This is a genomic window from Nocardiopsis sp. iso_25, assembly GCF_056173305.1.
Genome location: NZ_CM149667.1, coordinates 4,874,308 through 4,886,803 on the forward strand (window position 1 = coordinate 4,874,308; position 12,496 = coordinate 4,886,803).

The following is a 12,496-nucleotide window of genomic DNA, read 5'->3' on the forward strand; positions in this document are numbered from 1 at the left end:
CGCACGTGGGCACCCGCCCACGGCAGCGGCCGCACGCGGAGGAATCGGGTGATGGGTCACAGGTGCGGGGGCCGCAGGAGGAGGGTTCTCCCCGGGCCGCCCGCCCGGACCTGCGTCACACTATCGCGTTTGGCGCGTGGGCGCGGAGGCCTCGGCGTCCTCGCCCCGCCCGGCGGCCTCCGCCTCGGCGCGGGCCAGGTGGGCGGCCTTCATCTCGTCGGTGCGGCGGCCCATGATGACGCCGGTCACCCACAGGGAGACGAACACGACGGCGATCAGAACCGCCCCGGAGACCAGGAAGGAGGTGAACAGGAAGGCTGCCTGAAGCACCCAGGCCGCGTAGTGCGCCCAGCGGTGCTTCTGGAGTCCGGAGAGCACGAGGGCGGCGACGGCCATCCCTCCCCACAGGCTCCCGGCGAGGACCGGGTCCATCCCCTCCAGGGAGACGGCGACGGGGATGAAGAGGCCGATCACGATGACCTCGAACACCAGGATGACGGCGCAGACTACACGCACGGCGGGTTCCCTTCGTAGTAGACCTGGCCCGTCACTCCTGCGCACCGCGCAACAGGTGGACGGCGTCACCGGCGGTGACGACCGATCCGGTGACCAGTACACCGGTGCCGCCGAACTCCCCGCCTTCCTCGGCCAGGCCCACTGCCCGGTCGATGGCGTCGTCGAGTCGGGGCTCCACGTGCACGCGTTCCTCACCGAAGACGTGCTGGGCGACGTTGGACAGCCGCTCCGGTTCGAGGGAACGCGGGGAGGAGTTACGGGTGACGACGATCTCGTCGAGCAGTGGTTCGAGGGGTTCGAGGATCCCCTCGACGTCCTTGTCGGCCATGATCGCGACCACCCCGACCAGCCGGGAGAAGGTGAAGGCCTCCTCCACGGCCGCCGCGGTGGCGGTCATTCCGGCCGGGTTGTGCGCCGCGTCGGCGATGATGGTCGGGCTGGTGCGCACGACCTCCATGCGGCCCGGGGAGTCCACTCCCGCGAGGGCCTCGGCGACGATCGCGGGGTCCAGGCCCCCGGCGTCGTCGCCGGAGGAGGCGAACGCCTCGACCGCGGCCACGGCCACGGCGGCGTTCCCGGCCTGGTGCGCCCCGAACAGGGGCAGGAACAGGTTCTCGTAGCTGCCGGTGAGGCCCTTGAGGGCGATCTGCTGGCCGCCGACGGCGATCTCGCGGGAGGTGACGCCGAACTCCAGCCCCTCCCTGGCCACCCGGGCCCCGACCTCCGCGGCGTTGCGGACCAGGGCCTCGGCGGCGGGCAGCGGCTGCTGGGCCAGGACCGCCACGGAGTCGGGCTTGATGATGCCCGCCTTCTCCTCGGCGATGCCCTCCACCGTGTCGGGCAGGTACTCGGTGTGGTCGATCCCGATGGGGGTCACCACGGCGACGTCGCCGTCGATGACGTTGGTGGCGTCCCACCGGCCGCCCATGCCGACCTCGACGACGGCCACGTCCACGGGGGCGTCGGCGAAGACGGCGTAGGCCATCACCGTGAGGATCTCGAAGAACGACAGCGGTGCGTCGTTCATCGAGTCGGCCATCTCGATGTAGGGGCGGATGTCGTCGTAGGCCTCGACGAACCGCTCCTGGGATACGGGCTCCCCGTCGATGACGATGCGTTCGCGCACGGTGCGCAGGTGCGGGCTGGTGTAGCGGCCCACGCGAAGACCCCGCCCGCGCATGAGCGCGTCGATCATGCGGGCGGTGGAGGTCTTGCCGTTGGTACCGGTGACGTGGATGGCCCGGAAGTTGCGGTGCGGGTCGCCCAGGAGGTCCAGCAGAGTGCGGACCCGGTCCAGTCGAGGATCGATGTCGGACTCGGGCGCTCGGGAGAGGATCTCCGCGGTCACCTCGGCGTAGCGCTGCTCGGCGCTGGCTTCGCTCACGGTGTCTCGGTGTCTCGTGTGTTCGGGGTGTACACCCGCGCCAGTCTACGCGCCCCCACCTGGGCACGGTCCCCGGGTAAAGGAAGCGGCGGCCTGTGTCGCGCAGACCATACTGGTGCCATGCTCGAACTTGACCCCTTCTTCACCGAGTGGGCGCGGCGCCGCCCCGACCGCCCCCGCGACCGCACCGGAAGCCTGGAGCGTGCCACGGCGCTGATGCGCGTGCTCGGGCTGGACACGCGCCGCCCCCCGGTACTGGGGGTGGTGGGGTCCAAGGGCAAGGGGAGCACGGCGACGACGGCCGCGGCGGCGCTGTCCTCGGCCGGGCTGCGCACGGTCCTGGTCACCGGGCCGAGCTTCCGCTCCTACCGCGAGCGCGTACGGGTGGACGGGACCTCGGTGTCCGACGCCGAACTGGACGTGTTGGGCGCCCGGATCGACGCCGCCCGACGGGAACTGCCGACGGTGGAGGAGTTCGGCGGCCACCTGGCACCGAGCGGGCTGTTCCTCGTGGCGGGGCTGCTGCGCGCCGTCGAGGTGGGCGCCGACGTGTGCGTGCTGGAGGCCGGGATGGGCGGTCATCGCGACGAGCTGCGCCTGGTCGGCCCGGAGGTCGTCGCCCTGGGCAAGGTCTTCGCCGAGCACGTGGGCGTCCTCGGCGACACCGTGGCGCAGATCGCCCGGGAGAAGGCGCGGGTGGCCGGGGAGCGGACCCGCGCGCTGGTGCGCCTGCCGCAGACCGCGGAGGTGGCCGCTGCGGCCGACGCCGCCCTGGCCGAGGCCACCGGGGGCCGGGTGCGGGCCGAGGTGGTCGATCCGGACCTGCCGGGGGTGGAGCCGCCGCCCGGTCTGCGCCCGCCGGGGCTGTCCGCGGCCTCGGGGGTGCTGGGGACGGCTGCGGCGGCGCGGATGCTGGGCCACCTGGGCCGCCCGCCCCTGGACCCGGAGCGGCTGCACGCCGTGCTGGGCACCGTCCGGCTGCCGGGGAGGCTGTCCCGCCACGCCGTGCCCGCGGGGGCGGGAGGAGCGTCCGGCCGTGTCGGAGGGGCATCCGGCGGTGACCCGGTGGGGGGCGGCACCGCACCGGAGGCCGAGGTGGTCGTGGACTCGGCCATCGACCGCAACGGGGTCGCCGCCGCCCTGGCCCACGCCCGCGGGCTGTGGGGCGGGGTGGACCACGTGCTGCTGTGCCTGCCCGACCACAAGGACGTGTCGGGGGCGGTGGAGGTCCTGGGCGACCTGCCCGTGACCGCCGTGCGCCTGCCCGAGGCCCACCTGCGCTTCGAGCACGCCCTGCCGGAACACTGGGGCCGCATGGACGCCGCGGACCTGTCCCCCGCGGCCCTGCGCGCGCTCGGCGAACGCGTGCTGGCCCTGGGCACGGTTTACTTCACCGGCCGGGTCCTGGAGGCCGTGGACGCCCCCACCGACCGCCTCTTCGGCTGAGACCGCGAGGCCGCGTGGCCCCCGACCGCCCGACCCCGACCCCGACCCCGACCGCCCGCGTCGTCCACAGGTCGGAGGAGGTTCTGGCGGTGCCGGGCGCCGACGCGGAACACTCGGATACGGGGGGTCGGGGTTCCCCGGCGCCGGGGCGCGGCTCCCCCGGAATCGAGCCTACGCCGCCGGGTCCCGGCCCGGAAGCGCTCTCCCGCCGCTGTGGAGAACTCCCCGTGCTCCTGCCGCCGGTTCGTGTCCGGCGTCCGGGGGCCGACGCCCGACGCCCGGGGCCGGGGTCCGGGCACAAAGCGGGAGTCCATGGCACAGGAGCGGGCCATGCACAGGAGGCGGGGGCGGTGCCGCGGCACCGCCCCCGCCCGGGTCGCGGGCCCGGGAAGCCCGTCAGCCCCTACCCGCCGTCAGCGCCGTCCCGGCCGGTAGCTCTCCTGGCTCTGCGGGTTGAACTCCTCCATCCGCACCCGCTCGGCCGCGCGCACGCGCGGGTCGTCGATCCGCAGCACGTCCAGGCCGCGCTCGATGTCGGACGAGTACACGTAGCCGTTGTAGTAGTACGTCGACCAGGTGTCGTTGTCCTGTACGCCCTCCTCGACGCGGGAGTCCACGTCGAAGAAGCCGATCTCGCTCGGGGCGCCCGGGTCGTTGAAGTCGATCACCGAGACGCCGCCCTGGTACCAGGACTGCACGAAGTAGTCCTGGCCGGGCACCGGGATCAGCGAGCCGTTGTGCGCCACGCACACCTGGTCGCCCTGGTGGCGGTCGATCTTGAAGTAGCTGGCGAACTCCAGCTCCGGCGAGTCGCCGCCGCCCACCTCGTAGATCGCGTCGGCGCCGCGCCGGGGACCGACCTCCTCGGTGCAGGTCGGAGCGCCGCCACCGCCGAGCTCGTCGGTGAACAGCACGGTGCGGGCGTCGTTGGTGAAGGTCGCCGAGTGCCAGAACGCGAAGTTCTCGTCCTGGACCACCTCGGTGACGACCGGGTTCACCGGATCGGAGATGTCCATCAGCACGCCGTCGCCCATGCAGGCGCCCGCGGCGATGTCGCGCTCGGCGTAGACGGTGATGTCGTGGCAGCCCTGAGTGGGCAGCAGCAGCCCGTCCTGCTCGTGGTTGCCGCCCTCGGGGAACAGGACCGGCTCGTTGACGACCGCGGCCTCCTCGGGCGCGTCGTGCGGCACCTCGATGACGGAGATCTTGTCGTGCGGGGGCTGGCAGTTCGGGAAGGCCTCCGACGGCGAGTACGACGACACGTAGATCAGGTCGCTGTCGCCGGTCTTGCTCGGCACCAGGGTGTTGGTGTGCGAGCCGCAGTCGGTGCGCACCGCCGACACGTACTGCGGGTTGGCCTTGTCGGAGATGTCGAAGATCCGGATGCCCTCGAAACCGTCCGGATCGGTCACCGGGACGGAGGGGGCGCCGCACTCGGTGCCCGCCCTGGGGTAGTCCACCGAGAAGTAGAGCAGGTCGCCGCTGACCGACACGTCGCCCTGACCGCCCGGGCACAGGACCTCGGAGACGACCCGCGGCTCCTCCGGCTCGGAGATGTCGTAGACGACGAAGCCGTCGTAGTTGCCGCCGATGGCGTAGTCGCCGCTGAAGGCCAGGTCGGAGTTGACGTTGCGCACGGCCGAGGGCTTGGGCGTGTGGGCGACGTGGGTGATGTTGTCGCTGTGGATGTCTTCGGCGGGCGCCTCGTCCGCCTGGGCGGCGGCCGGGCCGAGGAGCCCGAGGAGCAGGGACGCGGCCGCGGCGGACGCGAGGGCCGCGGTGCGCCGCAGCGCCTTCCTGGCCCGTGGTGCTGCGGGAGGTGCGGGCATGGGTTCTCCTGTGTGCACTAGGGGGTGGGGGTGGACGCGCCGGGGCCGCGGCGTACACGGCCGCGGCCCCGGTCGTTCGTCACCCGGCCACGGGCCGGGCGGCGTTCGGGCGGGCGCCCCGGGTTCCCCTCGGGGCCCGGGGCGCCCGTGCGGTCAGCGGCCGTTGCCGCGGCCCGGCCGGTACTCGGGCTGGGACTGGGGGTTGAACTCGTCCATCCGCACCTGTTCGGCGACCCGGAACCGGGGGTCCTCCAGCTTCAGGACGTCGAGTCCGCGGGTGATGTCGGAGGAGTAGACGTAGCCGTTGTAGTAGTAGGCCGACCAGGAGCCGCCCAGGACGAGGTTGTCCTCGCTGATCGGGCCGCGGTCGAAGTGGCCGATCTCCCGGGGGTTGGCCGGGTCGTTGAAGTCGATCACCGAGACGCCGCCCTGGTACCAGGACTGCACGAAGTAGTCGCGTCCGGGGACGGGGATCAGCGAGCCGTTGTGCGCGACGCAGTTCTCGGTGTCGGCCTGGTGGCGGGGAAGTTTGTAGTAGCCCTCGAACTCCAGGTCGGGGGATTCCTGGCCGCCGCCGATGGCGTAGATGGCGTTGGCGCCGCGCTCGGAGCCGATCTCCTCGTTGCAGGTGGCGCCGCCGCCTCCGCCGAATTCGTCGGTGAACAGCACGGTCTGGCCGTTGTTGGTGAAGGTCGCCGAGTGCCAGAACGCGAAGTTGTCGTCCTGGACCACCTCGGTGACGACCGGCGCGGCCGGGTCGGAGATGTCCATCAGCACGCCGTCGCCCATGCAGGCGCCCGCGGCGATGTCGCGCTCGGCGTAGACGGTGATGTCGTGGCAGCCCGCGGTGCCGGTGTTGCCGCCGTCGGGGAAGAGCACCGGGGTGTCGATGACCTTGGCCTCGGACGGTTCGTCGACGGGGATCTCGATGACCGAGATCTTGTCGTGCGGCGGCTGGCAGTTCGGGAAGCGGTCCGAGGGCGAGTAGGAGGAGACGTACACGTACTCGTGCTCGCCGTCCTTGCCCGGCACCAGGGTGTTGGTGTGCGAGCCGCAGTCGGTGCGCACCGCCGACACGTACTGCGGGTTGGCCTTGTCGGAGATGTCGAAGATCCGGATGCCCTCGAAACCGTCCGGATCGGTGGTCGGCACCGAGGGGGCGCCGCACTCGGTGCCCGCCCTGGGGTAGTCCACCGAGAAGTAGAGCAGGTCGCCGCTGACCGACACGTCGCCCTGGCCGCCGGGGCACAGGACCTCGGAGACGACCTGCGGCTCCTCCGGCTCGGAGATGTCGTAGACGACGAAGCCGTTGTAGTTGCCGCCGATGGCGTAGTCGCCGCTGAAGGCCAGGTCGGAGTTGAAGTCACTCATGGCCTCGGTCTTCGGGACGTTGGTCACATGGGTGATGTTGGCACTGGTGTCGGCGTCACTGGCGAACTCGTCGTCCGCCGCTGCCGAGGCCGGGCCGAGGAGTCCGACCATGAGCACCGCCGCTCCGGCGAGGGAGACTCCGGTCAGTCCGCGTCTGGCGCGCCGGGAGGTGGGGGTCGGGGGGGATGACGCCATCCTGTGTACTCCTGATTCTGATTGGAGCGAAACAGGAAGAAGGTACACAGTTCAACATCTATATGTATAGGGGGAGACAAAAGAAACCTTGTTCTTAACACAGTGTCCAGCTGGCCCGATTCGACTACACAAGGCGCCTAACCCCGGGCGCCGCGGCCGACGGTTCAGCCGGAGGGGGTGGAGGGCTGCGACTGCGGGTTGAACTCCTCCATCCGCACCTCCTCGGCCCCCGCCAGGCGGGGGTCGGTGAGCCGGAGCACGTCGAGCCCGCGCCTGATGTCGGAGGAGTAGACGTACCCGTTGTAGTAGTAGGCCGACCACGAGCCCGCCGTCGTCAGGGCGTCGGGGTTCCAGGGGCCGCGGTCGAAGTGGCCGATCTCCTCGGGGGCGGTCGGGTCGTTGAGGTCGATGACCGAGACGCCGCCCTGGTACCAGGACTGCACGAAGTAGTCCTGGCCGGGCACCGGGATCAGCGAGCCATTGTGCGCCACACAGTTCTCAGTTTCGGTCTGATGACGAGGCAGTTTGTAGTAGCTCCGAAATTCGAGCTTCGGCTCCGCCCCGCTCTGGTCCAGCGAGTAGACCGCGTTGGCCCCCCGTTCGGGCCCCGTCCCGGCGTCACAGGTGGCCGCGTGTCCGCCGCCGAGTTCGTCGGTGAAGACCACGGTGCGGGCGTCGTTGGTGAAGGTCGCCGAGTGCCAGAACGCGAAGTTCTCGTCCTGGACCACCTCGGTGACGACCGGGTTCACCGGGTCGGAGATGTCGAGTAGCAGGCCGTCCCCCAGGCAGGCCGCGGCGGCCAGGTCCCGCTCGGGGTAGGCGGTGATGTCGTGGCAGCCGGTGGTGGTCCCGTGGCCGCCGTCCGGCAGCAGCACCGGCTCGCTGACCACCCGGGCCGAGGCCGGGTCCGCCAGCGGCACCTCGACGACGGAGATCCTGTCGTGCGGCGGCTGGCAGTTGGGGAAGTCCTCCGAGGGCGAGTAGGAGGAGACGTACACGTAGTCGCGCTCGCCGTCCTTGCCCGGCACCAGGGTGTTGGTGTGCGAGCCGCAGTCGGTGCGCACCGCCGACACGTACCGCGGGTTGGCCTTGTCGGAGATGTCGAAGATCCGGATGCCCTCGAAACCGTCCGGGTCTGTGGTCGGCACCGAGGCCGCGCCGCACTCGGTGCCCGCCCGGGGGTAGTCCACCGAGAGGTAGAGCAGGTCGCCGCTGACCGACACGTCGCCCTGGCTCCCGGGGCACACGACCGTGGACACCCGGCTCGGGTTCTCCGGGTCGGAGATGTCGTAGACGACGAAGCCGTCGTAGTTGCCGCCGATGGCGTAGTCGCCGCTGAAGGCCAGGTCGGAGTTGTAGGACGCGGCGCCGTCCAGCCCCTCCGGCCTGGGCAGGTTGGCCACGTGCACGACGCCCCCGCCGGTGCTCACCCCGTCGGCCCTCGCCCCGGGGACGGCCAAGAGGGCGGTGACCAGGAGGGGCGCCGTTCCGAGCGTCCCCCACCGCAGTCCGTTCGCGTGCCTTCGCGTCTCCGACACCACCGCACACCCCCCGGAAATACACAAAGCATCCAACTGGCTACTATGGGTTTTACTCCTCTACATTGGTAATAACCAGACGAAACGCCGAGAACGGACATAAAACACTTCAGAAGGCCAAAAGCATGCAGAAGTCCCCGGGTTGACAGGCGTCCCGGCTCCCCCGCCCGGCAGCGCGAAGTCGAACGGGATGGCACCGACCCGGGCCCGGGACTGGACAGAACACCCGTCGAGTGAGTAAGAAAGCCCGCAGGACGTTGCCCCAAGGCACAGTGCCCGCCGGTGCGGCGGCCCCGTCCGCACCCCACCCCATCGGAGGACACCTCGTGCGTCGCCTGGTACTCGCGGCCGGAACCGCTCTCGCCCTGCTCGGAGCCTCAGCCTGTACGGGTGGGGGGGAAGGGCAGGAGCAGGAGTCGGCCAACGTCATCGCCCCCGGCGCGCCCGGGGAGTCGTCCTCCCCCGCCACGGCCGACCAGATCGCCGCCCTCGCCGAGGAGCAGGGCCACAACGAGGCCGACGTCACCTACCTGGTGATGATGATCGAGCACCACTCGCAGGCCCTGGAGATGACCGACCTGGTGCCCGAGCGCCACGAGCGCGAGGACGTCGAGCTCATCGCGGACCGCATCGCCGACGCCCAGGGCCCGGAGATCACCGCCATGGAGAGCTGGCTGGAGGAGAACGTCTTCGGACCGGCCAGGGAGAACCCGGCGCACCAGAACTTCTGCGGGCTGGAGGGGGACGGCACCCATCACGACGAGAGCGGCGACGTGCCCACCTGCGAACTGGAGGTGGACCACGGCGACATGCCGGGCATGGCCACCGAGGAGGAGCTGGAGCAGCTGGCGGCGGCCGAGGGCGACGAGTTCGACCGCCTCTTCGTGGAGCTGATGACCGCCCACCACGAGGGCGCGGTCACCATGGCCGAGGAGGTGCTGGCCGAGGGCAGGGACCAGACGGTGATGCGCATGGCCAACGACGTGATCGCCGAGCAGAGGGCCGATATCGCGCGCATGGAGCAGGCGCTGGAGTAGGCCGGACGGTCCCCCGCGCGTCCGTCCCCGCGGGGGCGGATCGCGCCCCCGGACACACGCGAGGGGGCGCCCCGACCAGGGGCGCCCCCTCGCGTGTGTTGGACCCCGTCCCGCGGGCGGGCCGCCGGAGAGCGGGACGCGGGCCTCAGGAGGGTACCGCCGGACCCGTCGCGGACGCGGAGGACGCGGGCGCGGGGTCCGGGAGGACGCTGCTAGGCGGACTTCTCCTGGCGGGTCCGGCGCAGCTGGGCGCGCGGGACGATGGTGGGGTTGACGTTGTCGATCACGGTCTCCCGCGTAATGATCACCTGACCCACATCCTCACGACTGGGCACCTCATACATCACCGACAACAACACCTCCTCAATAATCGCCCGCAACCCACGCGCACCCGTACCCCGAATAATCCCCTGCTCAGCAATCGCGTTCAAAGCATCCGGCGTGAACTCCAACTCCACACCATCCAACTCGAACAACCGCTGATACTGCTTCACCAACGCATTCCGCGGCTCCGTCAAAATCCGGATCAACGCCTCACGATCCAGATCATGCACACTCGTGATCACCGGCAACCGACCCACGAACTCCGGAATCATCCCGAACTTCAACAGATCCTCCGGCATCACCTCACCGAACAACGCCGAACCACCCAGCTCACCCTTGGGACGCAACACCGCGTTGAACCCCATCCCCTGCTGACCCGTCCGCGACTCGATCAACTTCTCCAACCCCGCGAACGCACCACCACAGATGAACAACACATTCGTCGTATCGATCTGAATGAACTCCTGATGCGGATGCTTCCGCCCACCCTGCGGAGGCACACTCGCCGTCGTCCCCTCCAAGATCTTCAACAACGCCTGCTGCACCCCCTCACCCGACACATCCCGAGTGATCGAGGGATTCTCACTCTTACGCGCGACCTTGTCGACCTCGTCGATGTAGATGATCCCCGTCTCGGCCTTCTTCACGTCATAGTCAGCCGCCTGGATCAACTTGAGCAGGATGTTCTCCACATCCTCGCCCACATACCCCGCCTCCGTCAGCGCCGTCGCGTCCGCGATCGCGAACGGCACGTTCAGGATCCGCGCCAACGTCTGCGCCAACAACGTCTTGCCCGACCCCGTCGGCCCCAACAGCAAGATGTTGGACTTGGCGATCTCCACATCCTCCTCGCCCGGACGGTCCCCCTCCGAGCGCACCCGCTTGTAGTGGTTGTACACCGCCACCGACAACGCCTTCTTGGCCTGCTCCTGACCGATCACATACGAGTCCAGGAACTCGTAGATCTCCCGGGGCTTGGGCAGGGAGTCCCAGGTGAGCTCGGTGGCGTCGGCGAGTTCCTCTTCGATGATCTCGTTGCACAGATCAATGCACTCATCGCAGATGTACACGCCGGGGCCGGCGATGAGCTTCTTCACCTGCTTCTGGCTCTTGCCGCAGAACGAGCACTTCAACAGGTCCCCGCCGTCGCCGATGCGTGCCACCCAGCCACTCCTCAAAACTAAGGCCGCCCCGTCGGTGCCGCTCGCGCGGGAAACCGCCCGGAAGTCGAAAATCTTCCGTGACCGTCCACAGCGGTGGTCACGGACGAGGCGATCTGTGTGTCGCTCTCCGTCAGACTAAGCGAAAAACCGGACCGGCTTCACCACCGGGCTCCCCCAGGCGGGTCATGGGCCGGTCCGGCCTGCGCTTCACCTTCGCCCGGACGCCCTGCCCGGCGCCGCGTACGCGCGCCCGGTCAGGCCGTCCGGCTGTGCCGCGGCCCTGCGTTCAGGACTTCAGGGAGGCCTTGCGGTAGGGCAGCACGAAGTCGATGATGCCGTAGTCCTTGGCTTCCTCGGCGGTCAGGATCTTGTCCCGCTCGATGTCCTTGGAGACCTTCTCGACGGAGTGCCCGGTGTGGCGGGCCAGGGTGGTCTCCAGCTGCGTACGGATACGGGTGATCTCGTTCGCCTGGATCTCGATGTCGCTGGCCTGGCCGTGCATGCCCTCGGTCGCGGGCTGGTGGATCAGGATGCGGGCGTTGGGCAGCGCGCCGCGCTTGCCCGCCGTCCCGCCCGCGAGCAGGATCGCGGCGGCCGAGGCGGCCTGGCCGATGCACACCGTCTGGATGTCGGGGCGGACGAACTGCATCGTGTCGTAGATCGCCATGAGGGAGGTGAAGGAGCCGCCCGGCGAGTTGATGTACATCTGGATGTCCCGCTCGGAGTCGAGCTGCTCCAGGGTGATGAGCTGGGCCATCAGGTCGTTGGCCGACGTGTCGTCGATCTGGACGCCGACGAAGATGATCCGCTCCTCGAAGAGCTTGTTGTACGGATTCATCTCCTTGACGCCGTAGGACGTCCGCTCCACGTAGGACGGCAGGACGTAGCGACCCTGGGGGGCCATCGAGGCCGCGCCGCCGATGAGACTGGGGTTGAACTCGGTCATTTCACGCCTTCCACGCACTGCGCCGTTCCTGGGATGAGGTCCGACGGATCAACTCTGGGTTCGGCCCTGGGTCACGTCGAGGGTCCCTTCGAGGACCTCGTCGATGAAGCCGTACTCCTTGGACTCCTGGGCCGTGAACCAGCGGTCGCGGTCGGCGTCCTTCTCGATCTGCTCGACCGTCTGGCCCGTGTGCTCGGAGATCTTCTCGATGAACATCTTCTTCACGTAGAGCAGCTGGTCGGCCAGGATGCGGATGTCGGAGGCGGTGCCACCGATACCGCCCGACGGCTGGTGCATCATGACGCGGGTGTGCGGCAGCGCGTAGCGCTTGCCCGGCGCTCCGGCGCACAGGAGCATCTGGCCCATGGACGCGGCCATACCGATACCCACGGTGCGCACGTCGTTGGGGATGTACTGCATGACGTCGTAGATCGCCATGCCCGCGGTCACGGAACCGCCGGGCGAGTTGATGTACATGGTGATGTCGCGCTGGCGGTCCTCCGCGGACAGCAGCAGCAGCTCACCCACCAGGCGGTTGGCGATCTCGTCGTCGACCTGCTGGCCGAGGAAGACGATTCGCTGGCGCAACAGGCGCTGAGGCGTCTGCTCAAGCAAAGGGGAAATCTGGGTCTCCGACGTACGGGCGTCGAAACGCGGGGACTCTTCAAAGGTCGACGGCACTCTCGTCACCTGCTCCGGAATCGAAACGGTTGCGATACAGCGACACTAACGCCGCGCGGCACCGCG

At 69.6% G+C, this 12,496-nt stretch carries 10 protein-coding genes; 2 read left to right on the forward strand and 8 right to left on the reverse strand.

The annotated features are described in order from the left end of the window. Positions 1-120 precede the first annotated feature (120 nt). On the reverse strand, positions 121-516 hold the full coding sequence (locus AC0VX6_RS20995; RefSeq protein ID WP_274974296.1) for a DUF4233 domain-containing protein: 396 nt from the start codon (positions 514-516) through the stop codon (positions 121-123). Positions 517-547: 31 nt separating this feature from the next. After that, entirely contained in the window at positions 548-1,900 is a 1,353-nt protein-coding gene (locus AC0VX6_RS21000; RefSeq protein ID WP_274974297.1) for a bifunctional folylpolyglutamate synthase/dihydrofolate synthase, read from the reverse strand. A gap of 120 nt (positions 1,901-2,020) precedes the next feature. Here AC0VX6_RS21000 and AC0VX6_RS21005 point away from each other — a divergent pair, with 120 nt between their 5' ends. Next, positions 2,021-3,346 carry a hypothetical protein gene (locus tag AC0VX6_RS21005; protein ID WP_475465715.1) on the forward strand — a complete coding sequence of 442 codons (1,326 nt, stop codon included), beginning with the start codon at positions 2,021-2,023 and terminating at the stop codon, positions 3,344-3,346. 413 nt (positions 3,347-3,759) lie between these two features. Here AC0VX6_RS21005 and AC0VX6_RS21010 read toward each other — a convergent pair whose 3' ends face one another. From AC0VX6_RS21010 to AC0VX6_RS21020, 3 genes are all read right to left on the reverse strand, one after another. After that, the gene (locus AC0VX6_RS21010) at positions 3,760-5,175 is read right to left on the reverse strand and encodes an LVIVD repeat-containing protein (protein ID WP_475465717.1); all 1,416 of its coding nucleotides are present in this window, start codon (positions 5,173-5,175) and stop codon (positions 3,760-3,762) included. A 153-nt stretch (positions 5,176-5,328) separates the two neighbouring features. Further along, positions 5,329-6,741, reverse strand: a complete 1,413-nt coding sequence (locus AC0VX6_RS21015; RefSeq protein WP_475465719.1) for a hypothetical protein — start codon at positions 6,739-6,741, stop codon at positions 5,329-5,331. 164 nt (positions 6,742-6,905) lie between these two features. Next, positions 6,906-8,282 carry an LVIVD repeat-containing protein gene (locus AC0VX6_RS21020; RefSeq protein ID WP_475465721.1) on the reverse strand — a complete coding sequence of 459 codons (1,377 nt, stop codon included), beginning with the start codon at positions 8,280-8,282 and terminating at the stop codon, positions 6,906-6,908. Between the two features lie 323 nt (positions 8,283-8,605). Here AC0VX6_RS21020 and AC0VX6_RS21025 point away from each other — a divergent pair, with 323 nt between their 5' ends. Next, a complete protein-coding gene (locus tag AC0VX6_RS21025) occupies positions 8,606-9,316 on the forward strand; it encodes a DUF305 domain-containing protein (protein ID WP_274974302.1) in 711 nt (236 codons plus the stop codon). 212 nt (positions 9,317-9,528) lie between these two features. On the opposite strand, the gene clpX is transcribed toward AC0VX6_RS21025, so the two are convergent. From clpX to AC0VX6_RS21040, 3 genes are all read right to left on the reverse strand, one after another. After that, on the reverse strand, positions 9,529-10,803 hold the full coding sequence (gene clpX / locus AC0VX6_RS21030) for an ATP-dependent Clp protease ATP-binding subunit ClpX (RefSeq protein WP_274974303.1): 1,275 nt from the start codon (positions 10,801-10,803) through the stop codon (positions 9,529-9,531). Between the two features lie 286 nt (positions 10,804-11,089). After that, a complete protein-coding gene (locus tag AC0VX6_RS21035) occupies positions 11,090-11,749 on the reverse strand; it encodes an ATP-dependent Clp protease proteolytic subunit (RefSeq protein WP_047872141.1) in 660 nt (219 codons plus the stop codon). Between the two features lie 48 nt (positions 11,750-11,797). Continuing rightward, positions 11,798-12,430: a ClpP family protease gene (locus AC0VX6_RS21040; protein WP_082768643.1), complete on the reverse strand. Its 633-nt coding sequence runs from the start codon at positions 12,428-12,430 to the stop codon at positions 11,798-11,800. Positions 12,431-12,496: the final 66 nt, after the last annotated feature.

Excerpts from the sequence above, each read along its gene's own strand:
- AC0VX6_RS21010 (WP_475465717.1), bottom strand. The coding sequence starts at position 5,175 with ATGCCCGCACCTCCCGCAGCACCACGGGCCAGGAAGGCGCTGCGGCGC.
- AC0VX6_RS21035 (WP_047872141.1), bottom strand. The coding sequence starts at position 11,749 with ATGACCGAGTTCAACCCCAGTCTCATCGGCGGCGCGGCCTCGATGGCC.
- AC0VX6_RS21015 (WP_475465719.1), bottom strand. The coding sequence starts at position 6,741 with ATGGCGTCATCCCCCCCGACCCCCACCTCCCGGCGCGCCAGACGCGGA.
- AC0VX6_RS21005 (WP_475465715.1), top strand. The coding sequence starts at position 2,021 with ATGCTCGAACTTGACCCCTTCTTCACCGAGTGGGCGCGGCGCCGCCCC.